A 23,267-nucleotide genomic window follows, 5' to 3' on the forward strand; every position below is an offset into this window, starting at 1 on the left:
AGGACCGGGTAACGACGCGATCATGGAGTCAGCGAACACACCGCCGTTGAATCGAAGGGTCCAGCCGACCGGCTGGCTCAACGGAGGTGAAATCGAATGCACATCAAGCGAATCCTCGGCACAACGGCCGCCCTCGCGGCCACGGCAGGCGTCGTGATCGGCGGTGCAGGCCAGGCGAGCGCCGGCGTCAGCGGTCCCGCGTTCTACGTCGACCACGTCCTCTACCGCACCGTGGCCACGCCGACAGACCTCTCCGGCACTGGTGCCCCCGACCACAGCTTCGACTCGATCTACGACTTCGGCGGTGTGCAGCGGAGCGTCGCCGAGAGTGCCCCCGGCTACCGCGACTTCAACGGCGGGCGCTGGCAGGTCCATGCGGTCTCACTGCCCAACGGGTACGACGCCGCACTGGCCTCGGGCGACCTCGACCACGACGGGGTGCTCGACGCCCTCGACGAGGTGATGGCCGCCATCAGCGCCGGCGATGCGGTGGACAACGGCGTGGTCAAGTGGTTCGTCTGCACGGTCAACAAGGTCCCTGCCAGCCAGTCCTGAGCTCGCCTGCGGGACGAACAAGGCCCATGCCGTATGCCGCTGAGCTCCGTCCGCACGGACCTGACGTCCCAGCCCTCCCGCCCGGGCACGAACCCCGGGCGGGCTGCTGGACGCGGGATCAGCGCAGGGGGTTGAACGGGCGCAGCTCGGCGGGGGTCTCCCCGGTCACCATCTGCTCGGCGAGGAGGCGGCCGGTGACCGGTCCGAGGGTGATGCCCCACATGCCGTGACCACCCGCGACGAAGACGCGCGGGGACCCGGTCGCACCGATGAGCGGGAGGCCGTCGACGGTGCAGGGGCGGGAGCCGACCCACTCGTCCTGGCGGTGGTCGAGGTCCGCTCCCTTGAGGAGCGGGCGGGCGCTCTCGACGATGGCCTTGACCCGCCGCCGGTCAAGTGCGGCCTCGGGCTGGCGGAACTCCATCATGCCCGCGACTCGGAGCCGGTCGCCGACGGGGGTGCAGGCGACGCGTGCGGCCGGGAAGTACATGGGGCCGTTCGGCAGGTCCTCGACCTCCACGGAGAACGAGTAGCCACGACCCGCCTGGACGACCTGCTTGACACCGAACGGGCGGGCGAGCTGGCCCAGCCAGGCGCCGGACGCGATGACGAGCTGGTCGTACTCCTCGGCCGCGCCGGTCTCGGTCTCGACGACGACGCCACGCCCGGTGTCGCGGACGCCGGTCACGGCGCCGCCGATGAGCATCTTCCCGCCCCGGGCGATCACCGCGTCAGCGAGGGCAGCGACGTAGGCGCCGGGGTTGATGAAGCGCTGGCCGTGGAGCACGATCGCCGCGCCGATGGCGTCGGAGAGTGCCGGCTCGATCGCGCGGGCCTCGTCCCCGGTGAGGACGTCGAAGGTGATGTCGCCACCCTGGGCGTGGATGTGCTCGATCTCCGCGAGGAGGGTCGTCCGCTCCTCGGCCGTGCGGTAGGCGGCCGTGAAGGACTTCGCCTCGAAGGTGTCGGCGTCGACGCCGCCGGCCTTGAGCAGGTCGAAGCTCGCCAGCGACAGGTCGTTGATCGGCACGAGCGAGCCCATCGCCTTCTTCCACGCCTTCATCGTCGAGTGGCGCGTGAACCCGGCGACGAACTTGAGGAAGTTCGCGTTCGCACTGGGCGGCACGTAGACGGGCGAGCTCGGGCTGAGGACGGCCCGGAGGCCGTACTTGAGGACGGCCGGTTCGGGCAGCGGAGTCGCGATGCCGGGGGTGAGCCAGCCGGCGTTGCCCCAGGAGGAGCCGGCGGCCACGCCGTCGCGCTCGATGACGGTGACCTCGACGCCGCGCTCCTGGAGGAACCAGGCGGTGGCGAGGCCGACCATCCCGGCGCCGACCACGGCGACACGCTGTGGGTTCGACACGGGGACGGGAGGACCGGAGGGAGTGACGGAAGCCATACCTCCAATGGTTCTGCATCCCGGAGGCAGACCCATGGTGGCGTGGTCACAAAGGTGTCCCCAAGGGCTGTTGCCGGAGCACCACTCGGGCGTCGATCATGGAGCCATGCGCGACGCCAAGGCAACCAGTCCTCGTGGTCTCTCGCTCGGCGACGTCGTCGGGGCGCTCGGCGGCGGACTGCTCCGACTCGCCGTGGACGCTCCCGGCCCTGAGGTCGACGACATCACGCTGGCCGAGCCCGGCGCCGGCGTCTTCGGCCAGACGGGCGACCTCCTGCTCGGCGTGGGCATCGAGTCTCCGGAAGCAGGGATCGAGCTGGTCGAGGCGGCCCGCAGGGTCGGGAGCGGAGGTGTCGTCGTCCGACGCAGCCTGGCCCGTCGGAGGGACGTCCGCGGGGCCGCGAACCGCCTTGGCGTGCCCCTGGTCGAGCTCGCCGACCACGCGTCCTGGGCTCACGTCGTGTGGCTGCTCCGAGGCATCCTGGACCGCGCCGCGACCGGAACCGCAGCGGGCAGCGACGGCCCCGTCCACGACGACCTGTTCGCTCTCGCCGATGCGTGCGCGGCCCTCGTCGAGGCCCCGGTCACCATCGAGGACACCCAGTCGCGCGTCCTTGCCTACTCGTCCCGCCAGGACGTCGCGGACCCGGTCCGGCTGTCCACCATCGTGGGCCGGAAGGTTCCCGACGCGACTCTGACGAGTCTGCGCGGCCGGGGCGTGTTCCGGCGCCTGGCCCGCTCCAGCGACCCCTTCTTCGTCCCCGCGGACAGTGAGCTGCGGCCCCGGCTCGTCATCCCGGTCCGGGCCGCGGACGAGTGGTTGGGCTCCATCTGGGCCGTCGTCGACGAGCCACCCCCCGCCGAGACGATCCGGTCCCTGACGCAGACGGCGTCCGTCGTGGCGCTCCATCTGCTGCGACTGCGTTCGCAGGCGGACCTGTCCCGGCGGGTCGCTGCTGACCGGTTGCGCGACCTGCTCTCGGGCAATGTGGCCGAGGCGGAGGTGTGGCTGCCACCTCCGCCCTGGCGCGTCGTCGTGCTGGCGGGCGAGCCCGACCTCGACCCGGAGAGCCAGCTGCTCGCGTGGGAGTCCGCCTCTCGACGGCTGCGCTGGCGTCGACCCCTGCTCGCGCTCCTCGACGACGTGGTCGTCGGCCTCGTGCGCGACGGGGGTCCGGACGAGAACCAGGACTCCCGTGCGGTCCCCGGCACCTGGGACTGGGTGCGCGCCGCCATCGACGAGCTCATCGAGACCCGCCCTTCGGTCCGTGCCTCGGCGGGCAGCGCCGTGCGCCATCTGCCCCAGCTCGCCCGTTCCCGTCAGGAGGCGCTGGAAGTGCACCGCCTCGCCCTCGCCGGCCGCCTCCGTGGGAGCGCCGTGCCGGTGGAGGAGGCCTGGGCGGAGGTGACGTGCGAGAGGGCGGTGAGCGGCATACGGAATGCCCGGTCTGCCGGCCCCGTGACCAACCTGCACGCCCACGACGAGGAACACGGCACGGCCTATGCGGCCACCCTCGCCGCGTGGCTCGACCATCCCGGGGACCCGCGAACGGCCGCGAGATCGGTCCATGTGCACCCCAACACGCTGCGCTACCGGATGCAGAAGCTGCCCGAGATCGTCGACCTCGACCTCACCGACCCGGTGACGCGCCTCGCGACGAGACTCGAGCTGCGGGCTCTCGGCCACTGAGTCCAGGCACTGAGTCCAGGCACCGACCTCGGCGCTACTGTGGGTCCCGTGCGGATCATGCCGTTGACGGCCCGCCACGCCGACGAGGTCATTCGCATCTACCAGCTGGGCATCGACGACCGGCTCGCGACGTTCGAGACCGAGGCGCCCACGTGGGCCGAGTTCGACGCCACCCGGATGCCCCGGCACCGGTTCGTCGCGATCGATGACGACGGCGTCGTCCTCGGCTGGGTCGCGGTGACGCCCGTGTCGTCCCGGGAGGCCTATGCGGGCGTCGTCGAGCACTCGGTCTACGTCGATCCCCGCGCCCGGGGACGTGGCGTCGGGCGCGCCCTGCTCGACGCCGTGGTGGCCTCGACTGAGGCAGCTGGCATCTGGACGATCCAGTCCGGAATCTTTCCCGAGAACGCCGCCAGCCTGGCCCTGCACCGCCGTGCGGGTTTCCGCGAGGTGGGGGTGCGGCGGCGAATCGCTCGGCTCGACGGGCGTTGGCGCGACGTCGTCCTCGTCGAGCGGCGCTCTCCGCTCGTCGACTGACGCGTCTGGGTCGGGGTCACCCGTCGCCGAGGTGCACGGTGCCGTCGGCGTCGACCCGGAGGTTCGGATTCCAGACGAAGTCCCATCGGAAGCCGTCCGGGTCAGCCACGCACGCGCTGACCCCACCCCACTCGCGCTCGGCGGGCTCGGTGACGGTGGCGGCCCCCGCCGCCAGGGCAGCGGCATACAGCTCCCGCACACCCTCGGGGCCGTCCACCGTGTGTCCGAGTGACATCGGCGGCCCGGACGACCCATGGGCGACGTCGCCGTACTCCGTCGGCATCTGCTCGACGTCCCAGAGGGCGAGCAGCTGCCCCGGGGCGCACTGGACGAACGCGATCTCACCAGCGATCTCGAGGACCTGCCGGAAGCCGAGCCCGTCCACATAGAAGCGGCGCGACCGCTCCACGTCGCGCACTCCCAGGGTGATGGCGGTGATGTCTGGTGTCATGCGCCGACGCTACGAGACCCCGCCGACAGTCCACCTCCGAACGACAGCGTCCTGCCCCATCGGCGCGCGACGAGGCCGAGCAGCCCGCGACGGGCGAACGCCCGGGCATCACCGCCCGTGACAGCCTCGAGCTGCCCTGCCCCTGACACCTTGGCCTCCGGTCAGTGACCGCCAAGGAGCGCCCGGACCTCGGACTCGCGGTACCGGCGGTGCCCGCCGAGAGTCCGGATCGAGGTGAGCTTGCCGGCCTTGGCCCATCGAGTGACGGTCTTCGGGTCGACTCTGAAGAGCGCGGCGACTTCGGCCGGCGTCAACAGCTTCTCGGTCTCATGCCGATCCTGTGTTGTCATGGTCAGTTCCCCACCACCCAGTCGCTCAGTGCAGCGACACCACGCTTGGCCCTCTAGGGCTCAATGGAGCAAGGTTAGGCGATCCACGTTCCGGTGGGAGCAGATTGGGCAAACCCGCTTTCTCTCCCATTCCGCCCGCGGCGCGGGTCGGCGAGAGGTTGTCCCAGTGGGGCAGGACTTGCTCGGCTCATGTAGCGTTAGCACCACGAGAACACACACATTCCCGGGGCCGCTACGCGGACGACGGAGGGCTTGACAGCCCTCCGCCGAGCGATGCCGTCCCGGCACGACGCACGAGGGGGTCACGCCATGGGGCGCGGCCGAGCCAAAGCCAAGCAGACCAAGGTCGCACGGCAGCTCAAGTACTACACGCCAGACACGGACTTGAGCGCGCTGGAGCGAGAGCTGCACCGCGAGTCTTCTGGTGCGGACCGTGACGACACGTCGCGGCCTGACGAGGACGACTACGACGAATACGGGAAGTGGGCAGCGGGCGAGCGCTGAGCCGCCCATTCCCCTTCTTGCACACCTCGTGCGTCGGACGCACAGCCCGACCCACGCTGACGGCTGCCCGTTTCAGGTCCTGGGGTGTTCCCCCACGACCTGGACGGCGCCTCCGTCGACGCCTTTCGCCCCCCGGACGAGCTCCGCAGCCGGCTCCACGTTTGCGCGCGCCTCGGACGTCACCTCCCCGACACGCCATGCCCGTATGCCGCTGAGCTGGCTCAGCTCGATGGCGCGGTCCGCGTGTGGCTGGGGAAGCACGGCGACGAAGCCGACGCCCTGGTTCAGGGTGCGTTCCTGATCGGCCTGCGGCACCCGGCCGAGGGCCTGGATGGTGTGGAAGACCGCAGGTGGGGTCCAGGTCGAGCGGTCGATGCGCGCCATCAGACCCGGGGGGAGCACCCGGGCCAGGTTGGCAGCGAGCCCCCCGCCGGTGACGTGGCTCAGGGCATGCACCTCGACGCCCGCGTCCTGGATCAGTGACAGCAGAGGCTTGGTGTAGATGCGGGTCGGCTCGAGGAGCTCCTCGCCGAGTGTTCGGCCGAGCTCGTCGACGTGGCGGTCGAGCGGCCAGCCTGCGGAGGCGATCACTCGGCGAACGAGGCTGTAGCCGTTGCTGTGCAGACCGCTGCTCGCGAGGGCCACGACCACGTCGCCGTCCCGGACTCGTTGGGGCCCGAGGACGTCCGCGTGCTCGACGATCCCCGTCGCGGCGCCGGCGAGGTCGTACTCGTCCGGCTCGAGTAGTCCAGGGTGCTCCGCGGTCTCGCCGCCGACGAGCGCCACCCCGGCCTCCTCGCAGGCCTGTGCGATGCCGCCGACGATGGCCGCGATCCGCTCGGGGACCACCTTGCCCGTCGCGATGTAGTCGGTCATGAAGAGCGGCTCGGCCCCGCACACGACGATGTCGTCGACGACCATGCCGACGAGGTCGAAGCCGATGGTGTCGTGCTTGTCCAGCGCCTGGGCGATGGCGACCTTGGTGCCCACCCCGTCGGTACTCGTGGCGAGGATGGGCCGCGTCATGCGCGCGATGGCGCTCGCGTCGAACATCCCCGCGAAGCCGCCGAGCCCGCCGAGGACCTCGGGGCGCGTTGCACGGCGAACCGACTCCTTCATCAGCTCGACGGCCCGGTCCCCCGCCTCCACATCGACTCCAGCAGAGGCATATGTGATGGGGCCAGCGGGCTCGTTCGTCACGCACCAACCCTACCGGCGCCCTCCCCTCCCCCTCCCTCCCTCTCTTCCCCCGGCCCTCCCACGCCTGCCCTGGTTGGAGGTATTGCGCGACGACCAGGAGTCGACCCATACCTCGAACCGAACGCGAAGACCGAGTCAGGCACGGCCGAGACCGCGGATGACCTGGTCCATGAACTCGTCCTCGTGCAGGCGCAGGCCGAGGAGGTCGATGCGCAGGACCTTGTCCTCATGCAGGGTGACCTCGTTACGGCCGAGGTTGTCAGCCGTCACCTGAAGGCCTTCGCGATGCTGGACGCCGTCGATCTCGACGACGAGGGCATAGCCGTCCCAACGGACATCGAGGTACAGCCGGCCGCGCGCCCCCTCAACGATGGCCTGCCGCGTCGGCTCGGGCAGATCCCGCACCCTGCACAGCTTGGCGAAGTCCAGCTCGCCGAGTGACTGAACGCCGTCGTGCAGGTAGCTGATCACGTCCTTGACGAACTTGCGCCGACGACGCCCCCGGAGCCGCTTCGACCATGAACTCAACTGCTGCGGCGTGGCGAGTCGCTGCTGCACGGCCATGACCAGGATGAGCGCTGCCTGCCGATCCGACACCGCCCAATAGGCAGCACGTAACGCCGCTACCGCCGGTTTGGTACGGGGTAGTCCAGCGCCCATCACCTCGTCAGGCAGGCGCCGGATCACCTTGTGGAGCTTGGCGCCTGCCACCTTCTTCACCGAGCACCGATGGACCACCGAGACATGGATCGACTCGTCCGTGAAGTGCTTCAGACCCGCCGCCTGCAACGCGGTCACGCCGTCGATGGCTGCGATGTCCTCGCCCGTCTCCCACACGATGCGCCAGCGATGCTCCTCGGCTGTGAGCTCCCCCGTGTGCAGCGCTACCGTTTGCAGCCCGTGAAGTCGCCAACGACCGGCTCCCACCTCGCTTCGGATGTCGACGTAACTCACCCCGGCGGCTCGCAGTCCTGCTCGCGAGACCACCGATCCGGTGTGCTGAGCAGCGGCCTCGGCCAGCCGCCGTCGAGCTGTCGGCCGCAGCCGCCGGGGCGTCCGGCGAGGGGCTGTCCTCTCGCTGACATGGTTGTCCGCATCCATGCCAGCACGGTCGATGCACGGGGGGCGGCGTTCGAGGCGGCCAGGTCAACCTGTGGGCAACGCAGCGCAGCGCCAGGGGATGGGGACCGCGGGTGGAGGTATCCATCGACTCCTGGCCGTCGCGAGATACCTCGAACCGCGGGAGGGGGCGACGTGGTCAGGGGTGGTCGAGGGCTCCGGAGCCCCCGGTGCCGACGCCGATCGGCACGCCCTCGACGTCGACGTCGACGGACCGGTCGTGGCCAGTCCGGACGGTGAGGGGAAGGGTCTCGAGGACGTGCTTGCCGATGTGGCCGTCCTCGGGCAGGTTGATGGGGTAGCGACCGGTGAAGCACGCCGTGCACAGCTGCTCGGCTGGCTGGTCGGTCGCCGCGATCATCCCGGCCTCGGAGATGTAGCCCAAGGAGTCGGCGCCGATCGACGCCCGGATCTCTTCCACCCCCAGACCGGTCGCGATGAGCTCGGCCCTCGTGGCGAAGTCGATGCCGTAGAAGCACGGCCACTGGACCGGCGGCGACGAGATCCGCACGTGCACCTCGGCAGCACCCGCCTCACGGAGCATCCGGAGCTGCGCACGCTGGGTGTTGCCGCGCACGATCGAGTCGTCCACGACGACGAGGCGCTTGCCCCGGATGGTGTGCTCGAGAGCGTTGAGCTTGAGCCGGATCCCGAGCTGGCGCAACGTCTGCGAGGGCTGGATGAAGGTCCGGCCGACGTAGGCGTTCTTGACAAAGCCCTGGCCGAACGGGATGCCGGACTCCTGCGAGTAGCCGACCGCCGCGGGCACGCCCGACTCGGGCACCCCGATGACGAGGTCGGCCTCGACCGGGTGCTCGCGGGCCAGGGCACGGCCCATCTCGACGCGAGCCTCGTGGACGACCCGGCCTCGCATCACGGCGTCGGGCCGGGCGAGGTAGACGTACTCGAAGACGCACCCCTTCGGCTGCGGCTCGGCGAAGCGGTGGGAGCGGAGGCCGTCCTCGTCGATGGCGATGAGCTCGCCCGGCTCGACCTCCCGCACCACGGACGCGCCGATCGTCTGCAGGGCGGCGGTCTCCGACGCGACGACCCAACCGCGTTCGAGCCTGCCGAGGGCGAGCGGCCGCACGCCCCACGGGTCACGAGCCGCATACAGCGTGTGCTCGTCCATGAAGACGAAGCAGAAGGCTCCACGGAGCTGGGGAAAGAGCTCGAGCGCAGCCTGCTCCGGAGTCTTGTCGGGGTCGGAGGCCAACAGCGTCGTGACGAGGGCGGTGTCCGAGGTGTTGCCGCGGGCCAGCTCACCCGTGACCCGGCTGTCGCCGAAGTGCTCGTCGACCATGGCCCGCAGCTCGACGGTGTTGATGAGGTTGCCGTTGTGTCCGAGGGCCAGGGTGCGTCCCTCGGACCCGCCAAGGGTGGGCTGGGCGTTCTCCCACGTGGAGCCGCCGGTCGTCGAGTAGCGCGTGTGGCCGATCGCGATATGGCCGCGCAGCGAGGTGAGGGCCGTCTCGTCGAAGACCTGCGAGACCAGGCCCATGTCCTTGTAGACGAGGATCTTCTCCCCGTCGGACGTGGCGATGCCCGCGGACTCCTGGCCCCGGTGCTGCAGGGCGTAGAGCCCGAAGTAGGTCAGCTTGGCGACCTCCTCGCCGGGGGCCCACACACCGAAGACGCCGCATGCGTCCTGGGGTCCCTTTTCGCCGTCAAGGAGGTCATGAGTCAGTCGCCCGTCGCCGCGTGCCACTACCCGAGTCTCCCACACCGACCGAGTCGGCCATGACAGCCGCAGGGCCGAAGGTCAGGCGAGAGGTGCCGTCGCGACCACCTCGTAGCGCGGGCGGTGCCCCCGACCCTGGCCCAGGTGGGACTCCACGAGGGCGAGCTCCGTCGGCTGCCACACCCTCCCCTCGTGCGCGTCGAGGGCCCGGATCCAGCGGGTCGCCTCGGTCGGCCGGCGGAAGCGCCCCAGCGTCACGTGCGGGTGGAAGCGGGTGCCGCCCGGCGAGACCCCGGCTCCGTTGCACGCCGTCCGTATGCCGCTCGCCAGCCTCCCCAGGTCACCCCGGAGCTGCTCCACGCCGGTGTAGAGCACGCGGGCCGCGTAGGGGTTGGGGAAGGCGCCGGCTCCGGCGAGGCGCAGCACCGGCGCGTGGTGGCGGGCGGCCGTCGCACCGACCGCAGCGGTCAGGTCGTCCAGGCGCCAGTCGGGGACGTCCGCGAGAAAGGCGAGGGTGACGTGCCACTGGTGCCGGTCGGTCCAGCGCAGGTCGGAGCCGCCCTCCTCGTCGGCGAGCCGGCGGGGCTCGACGTGGTCGGCGAGGTCGTCGAGAACCTCGTCAGGCGGGACGATGGCGACGAAGAGGCGCATTGGTCCAGCTCAGGCTCAGGGCGTCGGTCACCTCTCCCGCCCGGAGCGGTCGATCAGGATCGCGATGACCCCTGCGATCCCGGCGCCGAGGAAGGCCCCGAGCGCGGCGAGGAACGCCACCGCGGTGCCCATGGAGTACTGCAGAGTCTCGTTGTAGCTGGGGCCGCCCGGCTCACGCACGCCGAACCAGATGCCCACGGCCAGTCCGATGAACGCCCCCGTGAGCAGGAAGCGCTTGTAGTTGGGAATGCGGGCCGGCTGCGGAGTCACCCTCCCAGCCTAGGCGTACTGACCGTGGGGGCGCGCAGCCTCCTCGAACCGGGCGATGACCATACTGACGTGATGGACGATGCTGCGATTGCCCGGTGGCGGCTGTCGAACCAGCTCCTCACCGCGCCGCACGCCGACTCGGCGGGCCCGGTGCTGGACACGCTGCTCGCCGTGCAGGCCGAGAACCCGAGCCAGTCCGCGTGGGCCGTGGCCGCCCGGACCACGGCGCCGGACCCCAGTGCTCTCGCCGCTCTCCTCGCCTCGGGGGACGCGGTCCGCACCCACGTGCTTCGCCCGACCTGGCACTACGCCGCACGCGGCGACATCGACTGGCTGCTTGCCCTGACCGGGCCGCGCCTGTTCAAGGTTGTCGACGGCCAGCTCCTCGGTGACGTCGGCCTGACAACGCAGGACGTCGGGCGTCTCGCCGACGCCGCCTTGGGCTTCTTGACGGCGACTCCGGGTCGGACGCGCGAGGAGGTGACCGCAGCCTTGCGCGAGCGAGTGCCCAATCTGGCGCAGCGAGTCACCGGTCGCATGGTGATGCTGCTGATGGCGCACCTCGAGCTGCACCGCCTCGCGATCAGTGGCCGACCGCGCGACGGTGAGCACACGTACGCCACCTACGCCGACCGCGTCGGTTCCCGCGTCGAGCTGGAGGCGTTCGATCGTGATGCCGCGCTGGCCCGGCTGGCCCTGCGCTACTTCACCGGTCACGGCCCCGCGACAGTGAAGGACCTCGCCTACTGGGCCACCGTGACCGTGACCGACGTCCGGCGCGGCCTCGACGCTGTGCGGGATCAGCTGGACTGCTTCGAACACGACGGACGCACGTACTGGCACGCGCCGGGCGAGCCGCCGGCCAGTCTGGGCAAGCCCCCTGCTCACCTGCTGCAGCTGCTCGACGAGACCTACCGCGGCTACCAGGACTCGCGCTGGGTCCTCGATGCGCGCGGAGTCGTGCCGAGGCAGCGGGAGAGCACGATCGGGATGGCGCTGGTCGACGCACAGCTCGTCGCCGGGATGAAGCGGACGGTCACACCGACGCGCGTGCAGTTCGAGCTGTCGCCTCATCGTCCGCTGTCGGCTCGGGAGGTACGAGTGCTCCATGAGGCGGCCCAACGCTACGGCGAGTTCCTCGGCCTGCCCGCGACGTGCACCATCGCCTACGTGTACTGACCGGCCACGCCGGGTCCGGCTCAGCGCAGGAAGAGCGCACGCAGCCGGCTGGCGGTGAACCAGACGCCGAGCACGGACATGACGACGAAGTACAGTGCGTGCCCGGCGGTGGCGGCCTCGAGGTGGCCGACCGCCAGGTGGCGCATGAGCTCGACCCCGTGCCACAGCGGCATCGCCTGGACGAACCACTGGATCGCGGTCGGGAAGACCTCGATCGGGAAGAGCGTGGCGGAGAAGAGGAACATCGGCAGGAGTGCGATCTGCACGAGGTCCATCTGCTGGAAGCTCTTCAGGTAGCTCGTCACGGCCATGCCCAGACTGGCGAAACCAACGGCGATGAGCAGCGCGACCGGGACCATCAGGATCGCCCACGGCGACGTGATCAGACCCATGGCGAGCATGACGACCATGAAGCCGACCGCGTAGAGGAAGCCCCGGAAGAGCGCGATGAAGATCTCGCCCATGGCCACGTCCATGGGACCGAGGGACGTCTGGAGCATGGCCTGGTACAGCCGGGCGAACCGCAGCTTGAAGAAGACGTTCCACGTCGAGTCGTAGATCGCCCCGTTCATCGCCGAGGTCGCGAGGAGCGCGGGGGCGATGAAGGCGGCGTACTCGATCGGTTCGCCGTTCGGTCCGGTGACCGTGCCGACGAGGCCGCCGAGCCCGAAGCCCATGGCGAGCAGGTAGAACACGGGCTCGAAGAACCCCGAGACGATGACGGCCCAGTTCTGGCCCTTCATGACCCGGAAGCCGCGCTCGATGACCGCCTTGGCGTTGCGGCCGTAGAGCCCGTCGAGCCGGGCCGCGTAGCGACCCCTGGTCTCCGCGGTCATCTCCCCAGCCTCCGTGCGTAGATCCGTCGTCCCAGCGCCACGCCCACCCCGGTCATGGCAACGAGCACGGCGACGTGCGTCACGGTCAGCCAGAGCGGCTCGACTGCCCCGTAGGTCGCCTGACGGGCCAGCTGCGTGCCGTGCCAGACGGGCGAGACCCACCCGATCCACTGGAGGGCCGCCGGCATCACCGAGAGCGGGAAGAACGTGCCGGCGAACAGGAACATCGGCATGATGACGAAGCGCTGGACGAAGGCGAACTGGTAGCCCTCGTCCTCGAGGCTCGCGGCGAAGGCCTGCAGGGGCGCACCGAAGGCAGCCGCGGTGAGCACGGCGATCGGCACGCTGAGCCACGACCAGCCGCTCGGCGCCGCATCGAAGACGAGCAGGAAGCCCAGGAAGATCGCCGCCTGCACGACGAAGCGGATCATGACGCCGACGAGCTGGCCGACCGAGATCTGCTCCGGCGTGAGGGGCGTGGCGTGCGGCCCGTAGTACAGGCGCTGCCACTTGAAGCCGGCCATGACCGGGTAGGTCAGCTCGCCCCCCACCGACATGACGACGGTGCTGACGAGCAGGGCGGGCCCGACGAAGACGAGGTACGAGACGCCGTCGACCGACCCTGCCCCGCTGTCGACGAGGTGGCCCAGGCCGAGGCCGAGGGCTGTCAGGTAGAGCAGCGGCATGAGGACCATGTAGACGAGCAGGGAGATGGCCCAGGCCTTCGATCCCCGCAGCCAGCCCTCGACGTAGAACCACCAGCCCCAGCGTCGGGCACGTCGCGCCAGCACCTCAGGGGGCGGCACCCGGCCCGAGGCGGCGAGCCGGCCGAGGTCCGCGATCACCGTGTGCTCAGTCAACGAGGCTCCGACCGGTCAGGCGCAGGAACACGTCCTCGAGCGACGACCGGCGCACGAGCGACGTGACGGGGCTGAGTCCCCGCGCGGCAACCGCCTCCAGGGCTGCCTCGCCGTCGTCGGCGTAGACGAGGATCCGGTCGGGCAGGACCTCGAGGCGGCTGCCGATGTCCTCGAGCTGGGCTACCACTGCCGCGTTGCGGTCGACTCCGAAGCGCACCTCGAGCACCTCCCGCGTCGAGTGCTCGCGGATGAGCTGGCGCGGCGTGCCCTCGGCCATGATCCGACCGCGGTCGATGACGACGAGCCGGTCGCACAGCTGCTCGGCCTCGTCCATGAAGTGGGTCGTCACGACGAGCGTGACCCCGACCTCCTTGAGCCGGAAGAGGCGGTCCCAGAGAACGTGCCGGGCCTGCGGGTCGAGGCCCGTCGTCGGCTCGTCGAGGAGCAGCACCTTCGGCTCGTTCACGAGTGAGCGGGCGATCGTGAGCCGTCGCTTCATGCCGCCCGAGAGCGCCCCGACCTTCTCCTTGCCGCGGTCGGTCAGCTGCGCGAACTCGAGCAGCTCATCGGCCTTCGCCCGCAGGTAGGAGTACGGCAGACCGAAGTAGCGGCCGTACATGATGAGGTTGTCGCGGACGGACAGCTCCTCGTCGAGGTTGTCCTGCTGCGGGACGACCCCGAGGTGGGCCCGCACCTCCGGACCGCGCTCGGCGGGGTCGAGGCCGGCGACGCTCATCGTGCCACCGGTCCGCTGGAGCGTGCCGCCGATCATCCGCATCGTCGTCGACTTGCCGGCGCCGTTGGGGCCGAGCAGGCCGAAGGACTCGCCGCGCGCGATCTCGAAGTCGATGCCGTCGACCGCCCGGTTCTCGCCGTAGACCTTCGTCAGCCCGCGCGCGACGACGATCGGCCCGGCTGCCCCACCGTCCCTGGACATGCCACTGACGGCGTCGACTGGAGTCTGACTGGTCACTGTCGTCAGTCTGCCGAGGTCGCCCACGTCCTTCAATCGATTTGCGCGACGCCGGAGTCGAGCGGGACCAGCGGCAGCAGCCCTTGGAGGTGGGCTCGCTGCCCACTCGCCCGGACCCGCCCCGAGTCGACGGCCTCCTGCCACGAGAGCTCACCGGTCACCAGGGCGAGCCACGTCGCGCCGTCCGTCTCGATGACGTTGGGCGGGGTGCCCCGACGATGGACCGGCCCCTCCACGCACTGGGCGGCGCCATGGGGCGGCACCCGCACCTCGACGGTGCGGCCGGGCGCCACGGCGGCGAGCTCCTCGAGGGTGTAGCGGACTGCCGTGGCAGTGACGTCACGATCCGCCGAGAAGCCGGCTGAGCGGCATACGGCCAAGGCTTCTCTACCGGCCGCGACGGGCACACGCCGGCGTGGCGGCATCAGCGCCACCTCGGGAGGACGTCGGACACCACCGCGTCGAGCGTCTCCCGCACGCCGCGGTACGGCTCCGCCGGTCGCGGCCAGTGGGTGATGACGTCGGTGAAGCCGAGCTCCGCGGCCCGACCCACCGCGTCCTCGAAGGCGGCAACGCTGGACAGTGAGAAGGTCGGCGCCGAGTCGATGTTGAGGTAGCGGGAGAGCGTGTGCCGCTCACGTCCTGCCGCGTCGAGCGCCTGGTCGACGGCGTGGCTGAGGGTCGTGACGAGTCCCCACCACTCCTCGTCGGTGTCGACGTTGCCGCCGTAGGTCATCCATCCCTCGCCCTTGTCGACGGCGAGCCGGATGGACTTGGGCCCGTTGGCCGCGATGACGAGCGGGACGCGGTTGGGTGCGCTCGCGCGCGGCCCCTCCGGAGACCGGACCGGGCCGGGGAGCGTGACGACGTCGCGGGCCCCGTAGAAGCGGCCCGCGGCCGAGACCCGCTCCTCGCTGAGCAGCCGGTCGAGCAGGTGCGTGAACTCGTGGAAGCGGGCCACCCGGTCCTTGAGCGCCAGCTCCTCCCCGGTGATCCGCGAGTCGAGGTCGCCGCCGCTGCCGATGCCGAGGAGGAAGCGGCCGGACGAGATGTCGTCCAGGGCGAGGACCTCCCGCAGGAACTGCACCGGATGGTGGTTGTTCGGTGAGGAGACGAAGGTGCCGAGCTTGATCCGCGACGTGACGGCCGCCGCTGCAGCGAGCGTCGGGACGGCCCCGAACCACGGCGTCTCGGGCAGCCCGGCCCAGGTGATGTGGTCGAAGGTCCACGCGTGGTCGAAGCCCATCGCCTCCGCCTCGCGCCACATCGCCTCCGCGGCCGACCAAGGGTGCTCCGGGAGGATCGCCAGACCGAATCGCATCCCCCGACCGTACGACATGGCAGGGCCGCAGCCGGACGGGCCGGACGGGCCGGATGCCAGCGCCGCTGCGCGTCGTTGACCGTGCGACGAGGCGGGCTCGATCATGTGACGGTGGTCGACTACCGGAAGCTCAACTTCACGGCACCGGATCGCACCGTCGAGGTCCCGCTCACCCGGCTCGACATCGTCGAGCTCGGGGACTTCACCATCGCCCGCGTCGTCCACCAGCCGGGATGGCGGTGGTCCCTCCACGTGAAGCCACTCGTGGGGGGCGACTGGTGCCGTGCCCGCCACATCGGGGCGGTCGTCTCCGGGCGCGGCGGGATCGTCTTCAGCGACGGCACGAGCGTCGAGGTGCAGGCCGGCGACGCCATGGACCTTCCGCCGCTCCACGACGCCTGGGTCATCGGCGAAGAGCCCCTCGTCCAGATCGAGTTCACCGGGACCAACACCTTCCTCGGCTCCGCGGCGGTCCCGTGGCTGGCGACGCTCCTCTTCACCGACATCGTCGACTCGACCCCGCGCGCGACCCAGCTGGGCGACCCGGCCTGGCAGGAGCTGCTGGGGCACCACTTCAGGACGACACGCGCCATCCTGGACCGGTTCCACGGCAGCGAGGTGACGACGACGGGGGATGGCATCCTCGCGACCTTCGACCTGCCTGCACGGGCCGTCGGTGCGGCGAGCGCGCTCATCGAGGCGGCCAACCGAGCGGGCCTGCACGTGCGCGCGGGCATCCATGTCGGGCAGGTGCACCGGGTCGGCGAGGACGTGCGCGGGGTGGCAGTTCACGAGGCGGCCCGCATCATGGCTGCTGCCGCCCCCGACGAGGTCCTCGTCTCAGAGGCGGCGCACCTGTTCCTGACGGAGCTGCCGCTCGTGGACAAGGGGCTGCACGCGCTCAAAGGGCTGGAGGGCCAGCGCCGGCTCTTCGCCGTGGCTGCGCAGAGCCGGAGCCCGGCCGACGACCTCGCCGGCGCCTGACACCCAGACCCATGGCGGAGCGGATCAGCCTGGAGCGGGACGAGCGCGGCGGCGTCACCGTGCACGTCGACGGTGCGCCCCAGTCGCACGTCCAGCTCGACGACCCGACCCTGCTCGTCTTCGAGTACGTCCAGCACCTGGCCCTGGCCATCGACGCCTGCTCCGTGGCACCGCCAACGCCTCTCGCCGTCACCCACGTCGGCGGCGCCGGCCTGACCCTGCCCCGGTGGATCGAGGCGACCCGGCCGGGCTCGCCGCAGATCGTCCTCGAGCCGGACGCCGGCCTGACCGAGCTCGTCCGGAGCGAGCTCCCGCTCCCCCGCCGCCACCGGATCCGGGTCCGCCCGCTGGACGGCGCGACCGGGGTGAGCGCGTTGGGCACCCACTCGGCCGATGTGCTCGTGACCGACGCCTACGCGGAAGGACGGATCCCGGCGGAACTCAGCTCAGCGGCATACGTCCACGAGATCGCGAGGGTCCTCAAGCGCGAGGGCACGGCTCTCTGGAACCTCGCCGACGAGCCCGGAATGCGTTACGTCGCAAGGGTGCTCGCGACGATCCGGGGCGCCTTGCCGTACGTCGCGCTGATCGCGACGCACGAGGTGCTCAAGCGGAGGCGCTTCGGCAACAGCGTCGTCGTCGCCAGCGTCGTGCCGCTGCCCGAGGACCGGCTCCGCCGTGACGTCGCGCGGGCGAACCTGCCCACCGGGCTGCGCATCGGACCCGAGCTCGACCGGCTCATCGCTGGGGCCAAGCCGCTCGACGACGGGGGGATGCCGAGCCCCCCGGCTCCCGACGCCCGCGGCTGGCGCGTCGTCTGAGGTTCGCCGACCCCACGGGTGTGGAAGCTTGGCCACCCCCTGACGCGGGCGAGCTTCCACACTCGTCAGCCGCCGACCCAGCCGCCCCGCTCGCCCCACCAGTCGCCGAACGCGCTGCGGTAGCTTCCGTAGCCCGACGGCTCCCGGTCGCCCAGGTAGCTGCCGATGACGGCGGCACCGAGGTCGTCGACCTCCGGCGCGACGACGCGGCCGTCAACGCGCCGGGCCATCTGGTCGACGAACCGGGCCAGCCCCGGGTCCTCGCCCAGCCGGAAGAACGTCGTCCGCGCCCCCAGCCGACCCGATGCGTCGAGCTCGCGGATGGTGCTCGCGATGGTGAGCGACGACGGCGGGTAGCTGAACCACGTCTCGCCGGAGGAGGTGAGGTGCGAGGTCGGCTCGCCGTCCGTCACGACGAGGAGGACCGGCTGGGCGCTGGCGTGCTTGCGGAAGTGCCGGTTCGCGAGGAGCAGGGCGTGGTGCAGGTTGGTTCCCTTGTCCCACAGGGCATCCAGCGCCGTGAGCTCCTCGATGTCCATGACTCGAGCGTTCCGGCCGAAGCCGATGAGCTGGAGGTCGTCGCCGCGGAAGCGGGTGCGGATCAGGTGGTGCAGCGCGAGGGCAGTCCGCTTCATGGGCACCCAGCGGCCGTCCATCGCCATCGAGAAGGACGTGTCCGCCAGCAGGGCGACTGCAGCGCGCGTGCGTGACTCTGTCTCGGCGACCTCGACATCGCGGATGTCCAGACGAACTCCCTTGTGCCGTATGCCGCTGAGCTGGCTCGCGCTCGGACCGTGGCCCTGCGTGCCCCGGTCCTCGGAAACGCTGCGGAGGACGGCGTTGGTCACGGTGCGGGTGACGTCCCATGGCTGGGAGTCGCCGAACGCCCACTCGCGCGTCGCACCGGAGAGCTCCCCCGCGGCGCCGGCCTGGCGCTGGTCGCGCTGGCCCTGGCGCGACGACATGCGGTCGGCGACGTCCCGGAGCAGGGCCTTGCCGAGCTGGCGCATCGCCTTGGGAGAGAGGGTGAGCTGGCCGTCGGAGGTGCGCCGGAGGTAGCCGCTCTGGCGCAGGGACCGCTCCAGCTCCGCCAGGGTGCGCGCGTCGACGGCGGCCTCCGGCCCGAGCTGGCGGGCGAGCTGGTCGAGGTCGACGTCGTCGAGGCGCGCGCCGTCGTACTGCTGGGCAAGCGCGTCGGCGAGGTCGTCGAGGTCGGCGAGGTCCTGGAGCGCCCCGGTGCCGTCGCCGAGTCCGAGCCCCTGGTCGCCCTGGAACGACTCGCTGCCGCCCCAGTCCTCCCCGGGGCGCAGCGCCCGGAGGTTGTCGTCGAGGCGACCGAGCTGGTCCATGAGCTGGGGCGACCCGAACGCCTGCTGGGACAGGGCCATCAGCTCGTCACGCTGCTCCTGGGTCATCGAGTTGAGCATCCGCTGCGCCGCGGCCGACCGCTGGGCAAGGGCGTCGAGGAGCTCGTCGATGTTCTGCGGGTCCTCCGGGAAGAAGTCGCCGTGCTTGTCCATGAAGTCCCGGAACAGGTCATCGGTCGGCTCGCCCTTGCGGTGCGCCTCGAGCAGCGTGTTGAGGTCGTCGAGCATCTCGTTGATGCGCTGACGGTCCTCGTCGGTGGCGCCCTCGAGCGCCTGCTTCATCCCGGTGAAGCGCTGGTCGAGCAGCTCCCGGCCGAGCAGGTCCTTGATCTCCTCGTAGGCCTCGCGCGCCTCCGAGGATCGCCACGGGTAGTCCGACAGCTCGGACACGGCGGCCGCGGTCGACTGCGGCAGGTTGCCGATCCGCATCTCGGCGAAACGCGCGTCGTCGTCGAGGTCGCGCGCGAGCTGCTTGCGCTCCGCGAGCACGGCCCTGTCGAGCAGCTCGCGGACCTGCTGCATCGTGCCGTCGAGGTTGTGCCGGCTGAGGATCTCGCGGCGGCGCTGGGCGACCCGGCGAGCCAGGTCGTCGAGGCCCTGCTGGCCCCGGCCGCCGCGGCGGAGGAACTCGCGCATGGCCCGCTCCGGTGAGCGGCCGGACATGACCTCCTCGCCGATCGCCTCCAGCGCCTCGGCGAGGTCGATGGGCGGCGCCAGCGGGTCGGGCCCGTCGACGTACCGTCCGTACCGCGTCCTCATGACTCACTCACTCCGGAGCTCATCCGTACACCGTCTCTCCCCCGCTCGTCTCCTTGCTGATCTTGCGGGCCAGGTAGAGGCCCTCGAGGGCGAGCTCGATGGCGCTCGCCCGCTCCCCGTCGTTGCGCGCGCCGAGCCGCTCGCAGACCTCGTCGTAGAGCTCGGACTCACCCAGCACCGGCAGCCCGCTGAGGAAGGCCCGCGCCGAGACCTGCTCACCGGTCGACACGAGCGCGCCCTCCTCGATGGCGTCGACGAGGAGCGCGAAGTCGATCCCGCGGAAGTGCCGCGCCACGGTCTCGGCGATCGCGGTACGCAGCAGGTGGGTGAGGATGTCGCGCTCTCGCCCCTCCTCGCCGGTCTCGAACTCCACCTTGCCGCCGAGCACGTCGACGGCCCCGTCGAGATCCACCACGCGCGCCACCGCCTCGGGCTCGCCCTGGGTCGTCGCGCGGTGGAGCGCCGCCGCGGCGATCGTCTCGGCGCCCGCGATCGAGAACCGGGCCGACACTCCCGACCGCTGGTCGACCGCGCTCGACTCGCGCAGGTGCCGGGTGAACCGCGCCAGCACCTCGACGAGGGCATCCGGCACACCGGCAGTGAGCCGGGCCTCCTGCCGGATGACCGCCACCTCGTCGTCGAGCGCCACCGGGTAGTGGGTGCGGATCTCGGCGCCGAACCGGTCCTTGAGCGGGGTGATGATGCGGCCGCGGTTGGTGTAGTCCTCCGGGTTGGCGCTCGCCACGACGAGCACGTCGAGCGGCAGCCGCAGCACGTAACCGCGGATCTGGATGTCGCGCTCCTCCATGACGTTGAGCATCGCGACCTGGATCCGCTCGGCCAGGTCGGGCAGCTCGTTGATGGCCACGATGCCGCGGTGGCTGCGCGGGATGAGGCCGAAGTGGATCGTCTCGGGATCGCCCAGCGACCGGCCCTCGGCGACCTTCATGGGGTCGACGTCACCGACGAGGTCGGCCACCGAGGTGTCGGGAGTGGCGAGCTTCTCCGAGTAGCGCTCGTCGCGGTGCCGCCATGCCACGGGGAGGTCGTCGCGGAGGTCGGCTGCCCGGCGTCGCGAGGCAGGCGTGATCGGCTCGTAGGGATGCTCGCTCAGCTCCGCCCCTGCGATGACGGGGGTCCACTCGTCGAGCAGGCCGACGAGGGTGCGCAGCAGGCGGGTCTTGCCCTGGCCGCGCTCGCCGAGGAGCACGAGGTCGTGGCCGGCGATGATGGCCCGCTCGAGCTGCGGGATGACGGTGTCCTCGAAGCCGTGCAGTCCCGGCCACGGATCGCGCCCCTCGCGCAGGGCGGCGAGGAGGTTGTCGCGCATCTCGTTCTTGAGGTGCTTCTGCTCGTGCCCTGACGCCCGCAGCGCGCCGAGCGTGGTGATGGCCGGAGGTTGAGTCACCCCTTCACGCTAACCCGGGGCGTCAACCCCCTTTCACAACGACGAGGCCGTATGCCGCTGAGCTCGCCACCGTGCGCGCGCCCGGTCCCAGCCCTCCCGCCCGCTTCGTCGAGTGTGCAGTTCTCGCCGCGCACCGGTGAGCCAACAATCGCGCTGCCCGTGGAAGGAAGCCCGCGTGATCACGCGGGCTTCTCTCCACGCTCGCGCCTGGTTGGGAGTCAGGTGCCTGCGACGGGGCGGCCGACGACCATGCCTTCGATCTGGTCGGGCGGGAACGCCGCAGCGGTCTCGGGGTCGAGCTGGGCACCAGCACCGTCGAGCACTGCGGTGAAGAAGCACCGGGCCGCAGCAGCGAACACGACGTCCGCGATGTCTGCGTCCGACAGCCCCACCGCCCGGACGCGGTCGACGTCCGCCTCCTGGATACCGGCCGCGTCCGTGGCGACAGCGGTGGCGAACTCATAGACCGCGCGGTCCGGTTCGTCCAGGCCCGCCCCGTCCGGCTGGTCGTTGATCGAGCGCATCGCGGCCTCGTCGCCGCACACGTCTCGCAGGAACATCGAGTGGGCCGTGGTGCAGTACGTCGAGCGCCGCGCCCGTGACGCCGCGATGGTGGCGATCTCGTAACGCCGCCGGTCCATGCCGCCGCGGATCGCAAGGTTGAGCGCCTGCCACGCCTGGCCCACCTCGGGCCGATGCGAGAACGGGGCCGCGTAGTTGGGCAGGAATCCCCACATCGCGCGCTGGGCCTCGTAGTACTCGGCTACCGGGCCCTGCGCATCGCCTTCAGTAACGCCGCTGATGAACATGGCTTGATTGTCGAAGCAGGCCGCTCTGCCGACAAGCCCCTTGGACCGCGGAGATCAGCGGCCCAGAAGCCCTGGACTCATCAGCACCAGGGCGGCGACATAGGTGACCGCCCCGATCACCACCGTCGCCAGCATGGAACGGCCCATGAGCGCGCAGACCGTCGCCGCGACGAGGGCGGCGACGACGGGCACCACCGCCAGTCCCGACCCCGGCCGCAGCACCGTCACGACTCCGAGGACGAGCAGCGCCGTGATGGCGCCCATGCCCGCGTGCCGCAATCCCGCCTGGGCGCGTTCCGACACGTGCATGCGGTCGCCTGCGAGGAAGGGCAGAACGCGCAGGGCGTAGCTGCCGAGGCCCGCGACGACGACGGCGATCCAGAGGCTCATCCGCGCGTCCCCTCAGGCCTGCCGTTCCGGGTGGTCCCCAGGCCCGCGGCCACGGCGGCTGCCATGGCGAGCAGCGGGATCGCGCCTGAGGGGAGCGCCATCGCGACACCGAGCGTGGTGGCCGCAACGGCCGCGACGACCGCCGCAACCCCTCCTGGCAGACGCAGGTGCGGTGCCACCACCGCCACGAGGCAGAGGGGCCCGATGACCCCGAGGGCGGGCGTGCTCAGCTGGCCCAGGGCCAGGCCGGCCGTCACGACGAGCAGCCAGCCGACGGTGAGGACGACCGTCGCGCCAGCATAGTGCCAGCGCCGCTCGCTCACCGTCCCCGGCGACTCGGCTCGCTGTAGAGCGACCACCCAGGTCGGCTCGATGACAAAGGCGGCGGCTGCCAGGCGCACGGGCAACCGGGCCGAGGCGAAGGTCGGCAGCAGGGCGATGCCGTAGACGAGCAGCCTCGCATTGACCAGCACCGCGGCGCCGGCTGCCGTCCAGGCAGCTGCGCCCCCGGCGGTGAGCTCGAGGAGGGCGAGCTGGGCGCTGCCGCCGTAGACGGTGATCGTGCCCGTCCAGGCGGCGAGCCAGTCCGTGCTGCGGGACACGGCCACCCCGACGAGCAGCCCGAACGGCACGTACCCGATGAGGAGCGGAAGCATGGCGAGCGCCCCGGCTCCGACCTCGCGGCGATGCGCTCGGCTGCGACTGTCAACAGATCCGCCAGTCGTGGTCTGCCCGACGACGGTGGGGTCCATGGGTTGCATGAGACCCACGGTCGCCCACGACGAGCCACGATTCTCGGACTCGACGTGGACGTGGGCTGGAGGTTGTGTGGACTACGAGTTCTCAGTCGCGCCAGAAGTTGTTCGCCTGGGCGACGGTCTGGAAGTTGACTGCCACGACCTGCGAGGCCGCGGTCAGGCTGTCGGCATCCTCTGCGTATTCGCCGCGCAGCCGGTCGCGGACCTCCGCTGAGGGCTGGGTGAACCTGACGCCCAGACGAGAGAGCTTGAGGGCCAGTTGGAAGCCCTCCTCGGGGTTGGCCGTGAGCAGCGTCGGGAGATAGGGCTCAGACATGGTCGTGCCTCCACATACGTCGAATGAGCATGACCATAGTGGTGTCCGACTGAGGGCGCGCGAGGTGGGTACATCGCCG

26 protein-coding genes are annotated in these 23,267 nt (G+C 71.0%); 7 read left to right on the plus strand and 19 right to left on the minus strand.

The window, feature by feature from the left end:
- Positions 1-96: 96 nt before the first annotated feature.
- Positions 97-555, plus strand: coding sequence for a hypothetical protein (locus tag VJN29_RS00070; protein WP_324141214.1), 459 nt, complete (start codon positions 97-99; stop codon positions 553-555).
- Positions 556-673: 118 nt separating this feature from the next.
- Here VJN29_RS00070 and VJN29_RS00075 read toward each other — a convergent pair whose 3' ends face one another.
- Positions 674-1,954, minus strand: a complete 1,281-nt coding sequence (locus VJN29_RS00075; protein WP_324141216.1) for an FAD-dependent oxidoreductase — start codon at positions 1,952-1,954, stop codon at positions 674-676.
- Positions 1,955-2,060: 106 nt separating this feature from the next.
- Here VJN29_RS00075 and VJN29_RS00080 point away from each other — a divergent pair, with 106 nt between their 5' ends.
- Together VJN29_RS00080 and VJN29_RS00085 are read left to right on the plus strand one after the other, a co-directional pair.
- A complete protein-coding gene (locus tag VJN29_RS00080; RefSeq protein ID WP_324141218.1) occupies positions 2,061-3,644 on the plus strand; it encodes a helix-turn-helix domain-containing protein in 1,584 nt (527 codons plus the stop codon).
- A gap of 57 nt (positions 3,645-3,701) precedes the next feature.
- Complete coding sequence (locus VJN29_RS00085) at positions 3,702-4,181, plus strand: GNAT family N-acetyltransferase (protein ID WP_324141275.1); 480 nt, start codon at positions 3,702-3,704, stop codon at positions 4,179-4,181.
- Between the two features lie 16 nt (positions 4,182-4,197).
- On the opposite strand, the gene VJN29_RS00090 is transcribed toward VJN29_RS00085, so the two are convergent.
- Both VJN29_RS00090 and VJN29_RS00095 read right to left on the minus strand, forming a co-directional pair.
- The gene (locus VJN29_RS00090) at positions 4,198-4,632 is read right to left on the minus strand and encodes a VOC family protein (RefSeq protein ID WP_324141220.1); all 435 of its coding nucleotides are present in this window, start codon (positions 4,630-4,632) and stop codon (positions 4,198-4,200) included.
- Positions 4,633-4,793: 161 nt separating this feature from the next.
- Positions 4,794-4,982 (minus strand): BldC family transcriptional regulator, encoded by a 189-nt coding sequence (locus VJN29_RS00095; RefSeq protein ID WP_324141222.1) that lies wholly within the window; start codon positions 4,980-4,982, stop codon positions 4,794-4,796.
- Positions 4,983-5,291: 309 nt separating this feature from the next.
- Between VJN29_RS00095 and VJN29_RS00100 the strand changes: the two genes are divergently transcribed.
- A complete protein-coding gene (locus VJN29_RS00100) occupies positions 5,292-5,486 on the plus strand; it encodes a DUF3073 domain-containing protein (protein ID WP_324141224.1) in 195 nt (64 codons plus the stop codon).
- 72 nt (positions 5,487-5,558) lie between these two features.
- Here VJN29_RS00100 and purM read toward each other — a convergent pair whose 3' ends face one another.
- The 5 genes from purM to VJN29_RS00125 form a co-directional block, all read right to left on the minus strand.
- Complete coding sequence (gene purM, locus VJN29_RS00105) at positions 5,559-6,686, minus strand: phosphoribosylformylglycinamidine cyclo-ligase (RefSeq protein WP_324141226.1); 1,128 nt, start codon at positions 6,684-6,686, stop codon at positions 5,559-5,561.
- A gap of 135 nt (positions 6,687-6,821) precedes the next feature.
- The gene (locus VJN29_RS00110; RefSeq protein WP_324141228.1) at positions 6,822-7,640 is read right to left on the minus strand and encodes a hypothetical protein; all 819 of its coding nucleotides are present in this window, start codon (positions 7,638-7,640) and stop codon (positions 6,822-6,824) included.
- Positions 7,641-7,944: 304 nt separating this feature from the next.
- Positions 7,945-9,513 carry an amidophosphoribosyltransferase gene (gene purF / locus VJN29_RS00115; protein WP_324141230.1) on the minus strand — a complete coding sequence of 523 codons (1,569 nt, stop codon included), beginning with the start codon at positions 9,511-9,513 and terminating at the stop codon, positions 7,945-7,947.
- A gap of 54 nt (positions 9,514-9,567) precedes the next feature.
- On the minus strand, positions 9,568-10,137 hold the full coding sequence (gene thpR, locus VJN29_RS00120; protein WP_324141232.1) for an RNA 2',3'-cyclic phosphodiesterase: 570 nt from the start codon (positions 10,135-10,137) through the stop codon (positions 9,568-9,570).
- 27 nt (positions 10,138-10,164) lie between these two features.
- On the minus strand, positions 10,165-10,407 hold the full coding sequence (locus tag VJN29_RS00125) for a hypothetical protein (RefSeq protein WP_324141234.1): 243 nt from the start codon (positions 10,405-10,407) through the stop codon (positions 10,165-10,167).
- Between the two features lie 72 nt (positions 10,408-10,479).
- Here VJN29_RS00125 and VJN29_RS00130 point away from each other — a divergent pair, with 72 nt between their 5' ends.
- A complete protein-coding gene (locus tag VJN29_RS00130; RefSeq protein WP_324141236.1) occupies positions 10,480-11,586 on the plus strand; it encodes a winged helix DNA-binding domain-containing protein in 1,107 nt (368 codons plus the stop codon).
- A gap of 20 nt (positions 11,587-11,606) precedes the next feature.
- On the opposite strand, the gene VJN29_RS00135 is transcribed toward VJN29_RS00130, so the two are convergent.
- The 5 genes from VJN29_RS00135 to VJN29_RS00155 form a co-directional block, all read right to left on the minus strand.
- Complete coding sequence (locus tag VJN29_RS00135) at positions 11,607-12,422, minus strand: ABC transporter permease (RefSeq protein ID WP_324141238.1); 816 nt, start codon at positions 12,420-12,422, stop codon at positions 11,607-11,609.
- Complete coding sequence (locus VJN29_RS00140) at positions 12,419-13,282, minus strand: ABC transporter permease (protein ID WP_324141240.1); 864 nt, start codon at positions 13,280-13,282, stop codon at positions 12,419-12,421. The genes VJN29_RS00135 and VJN29_RS00140 overlap by 4 nt, the downstream gene beginning before the upstream one ends.
- A complete protein-coding gene (locus VJN29_RS00145) occupies positions 13,275-14,219 on the minus strand; it encodes an ABC transporter ATP-binding protein (RefSeq protein WP_324141276.1) in 945 nt (314 codons plus the stop codon). The genes VJN29_RS00140 and VJN29_RS00145 overlap by 8 nt, the downstream gene beginning before the upstream one ends.
- A gap of 68 nt (positions 14,220-14,287) precedes the next feature.
- Positions 14,288-14,680: a sterol carrier family protein gene (locus VJN29_RS00150; protein WP_324141242.1), complete on the minus strand. Its 393-nt coding sequence runs from the start codon at positions 14,678-14,680 to the stop codon at positions 14,288-14,290.
- Positions 14,680-15,576, minus strand: coding sequence for an LLM class flavin-dependent oxidoreductase (locus VJN29_RS00155; protein WP_324141244.1), 897 nt, complete (start codon positions 15,574-15,576; stop codon positions 14,680-14,682). The genes VJN29_RS00150 and VJN29_RS00155 overlap by 1 nt, the downstream gene beginning before the upstream one ends.
- Before the next feature lie 111 nt (positions 15,577-15,687).
- Here VJN29_RS00155 and VJN29_RS00160 point away from each other — a divergent pair, with 111 nt between their 5' ends.
- A complete protein-coding gene (locus VJN29_RS00160; RefSeq protein ID WP_324141247.1) occupies positions 15,688-16,560 on the plus strand; it encodes an adenylate/guanylate cyclase domain-containing protein in 873 nt (290 codons plus the stop codon).
- A gap of 11 nt (positions 16,561-16,571) precedes the next feature.
- Positions 16,572-17,381, plus strand: a complete 810-nt coding sequence (locus VJN29_RS00165) for a fused MFS/spermidine synthase (protein ID WP_324141249.1) — start codon at positions 16,572-16,574, stop codon at positions 17,379-17,381.
- Positions 17,382-17,446: 65 nt separating this feature from the next.
- On the opposite strand, the gene VJN29_RS00170 is transcribed toward VJN29_RS00165, so the two are convergent.
- The 6 genes from VJN29_RS00170 to VJN29_RS00195 all read right to left on the minus strand — a co-directional run bounded on the left by VJN29_RS00170 (position 17,447) and on the right by VJN29_RS00195 (position 23,188).
- Complete coding sequence (locus VJN29_RS00170; protein ID WP_324141251.1) at positions 17,447-19,507, minus strand: VWA domain-containing protein; 2,061 nt, start codon at positions 19,505-19,507, stop codon at positions 17,447-17,449.
- Between the two features lie 19 nt (positions 19,508-19,526).
- A complete protein-coding gene (locus VJN29_RS00175) occupies positions 19,527-20,915 on the minus strand; it encodes a magnesium chelatase (RefSeq protein WP_324141253.1) in 1,389 nt (462 codons plus the stop codon).
- Between the two features lie 218 nt (positions 20,916-21,133).
- Positions 21,134-21,724, minus strand: coding sequence for a carboxymuconolactone decarboxylase family protein (locus VJN29_RS00180; protein ID WP_324141255.1), 591 nt, complete (start codon positions 21,722-21,724; stop codon positions 21,134-21,136).
- Between the two features lie 54 nt (positions 21,725-21,778).
- Positions 21,779-22,114: an AzlD domain-containing protein gene (locus VJN29_RS00185; protein ID WP_324141257.1), complete on the minus strand. Its 336-nt coding sequence runs from the start codon at positions 22,112-22,114 to the stop codon at positions 21,779-21,781.
- Complete coding sequence (locus tag VJN29_RS00190) at positions 22,111-22,866, minus strand: AzlC family ABC transporter permease (protein WP_324141259.1); 756 nt, start codon at positions 22,864-22,866, stop codon at positions 22,111-22,113. The genes VJN29_RS00185 and VJN29_RS00190 overlap by 4 nt, the downstream gene beginning before the upstream one ends.
- 91 nt (positions 22,867-22,957) lie before the next feature.
- Positions 22,958-23,188 carry a hexameric tyrosine-coordinated heme protein gene (locus tag VJN29_RS00195; RefSeq protein ID WP_324141261.1) on the minus strand — a complete coding sequence of 77 codons (231 nt, stop codon included), beginning with the start codon at positions 23,186-23,188 and terminating at the stop codon, positions 22,958-22,960.
- Positions 23,189-23,267: the final 79 nt, after the last annotated feature.

The sequence above is a fragment of the Intrasporangium sp. genome (genome assembly GCF_035280925.1).
Taxonomy (GTDB): Bacteria; Actinomycetota; Actinomycetes; order Actinomycetales; family Dermatophilaceae; genus Intrasporangium.

Coding starts and splice junctions, on each gene's coding strand:
- VJN29_RS00135 (WP_324141238.1), bottom strand. CDS start 12,422: ATGACCGCGGAGACCAGGGGTCGCTACGCGGCCCGGCTCGACGGGCTC.
- VJN29_RS00150 (WP_324141242.1), bottom strand. CDS start 14,680: ATGCCGCCACGCCGGCGTGTGCCCGTCGCGGCCGGTAGAGAAGCCTTG.
- thpR (WP_324141232.1), bottom strand. CDS start 10,137: ATGCGCCTCTTCGTCGCCATCGTCCCGCCTGACGAGGTTCTCGACGAC.
- VJN29_RS00130 (WP_324141236.1), top strand. CDS start 10,480: ATGGACGATGCTGCGATTGCCCGGTGGCGGCTGTCGAACCAGCTCCTC.
- VJN29_RS00085 (WP_324141275.1), top strand. CDS start 3,702: ATGCCGTTGACGGCCCGCCACGCCGACGAGGTCATTCGCATCTACCAG.
- VJN29_RS00190 (WP_324141259.1), bottom strand. CDS start 22,866: ATGGACCCCACCGTCGTCGGGCAGACCACGACTGGCGGATCTGTTGAC.
- VJN29_RS00070 (WP_324141214.1), top strand. CDS start 97: ATGCACATCAAGCGAATCCTCGGCACAACGGCCGCCCTCGCGGCCACG.
- VJN29_RS00080 (WP_324141218.1), top strand. CDS start 2,061: ATGCGCGACGCCAAGGCAACCAGTCCTCGTGGTCTCTCGCTCGGCGAC.
- VJN29_RS00195 (WP_324141261.1), bottom strand. CDS start 23,188: ATGTCTGAGCCCTATCTCCCGACGCTGCTCACGGCCAACCCCGAGGAG.
- VJN29_RS00180 (WP_324141255.1), bottom strand. CDS start 21,724: ATGTTCATCAGCGGCGTTACTGAAGGCGATGCGCAGGGCCCGGTAGCC.
- VJN29_RS00185 (WP_324141257.1), bottom strand. CDS start 22,114: ATGAGCCTCTGGATCGCCGTCGTCGTCGCGGGCCTCGGCAGCTACGCC.
- VJN29_RS00165 (WP_324141249.1), top strand. CDS start 16,572: ATGGCGGAGCGGATCAGCCTGGAGCGGGACGAGCGCGGCGGCGTCACC.
- VJN29_RS00145 (WP_324141276.1), bottom strand. CDS start 14,219: ATGTCCAGGGACGGTGGGGCAGCCGGGCCGATCGTCGTCGCGCGCGGG.
- VJN29_RS00100 (WP_324141224.1), top strand. CDS start 5,292: ATGGGGCGCGGCCGAGCCAAAGCCAAGCAGACCAAGGTCGCACGGCAG.
- VJN29_RS00170 (WP_324141251.1), bottom strand. CDS start 19,507: ATGAGGACGCGGTACGGACGGTACGTCGACGGGCCCGACCCGCTGGCG.
- VJN29_RS00090 (WP_324141220.1), bottom strand. CDS start 4,632: ATGACACCAGACATCACCGCCATCACCCTGGGAGTGCGCGACGTGGAG.
- VJN29_RS00075 (WP_324141216.1), bottom strand. CDS start 1,954: ATGGCTTCCGTCACTCCCTCCGGTCCTCCCGTCCCCGTGTCGAACCCA.
- VJN29_RS00155 (WP_324141244.1), bottom strand. CDS start 15,576: ATGCGATTCGGTCTGGCGATCCTCCCGGAGCACCCTTGGTCGGCCGCG.
- VJN29_RS00095 (WP_324141222.1), bottom strand. CDS start 4,982: ATGACAACACAGGATCGGCATGAGACCGAGAAGCTGTTGACGCCGGCC.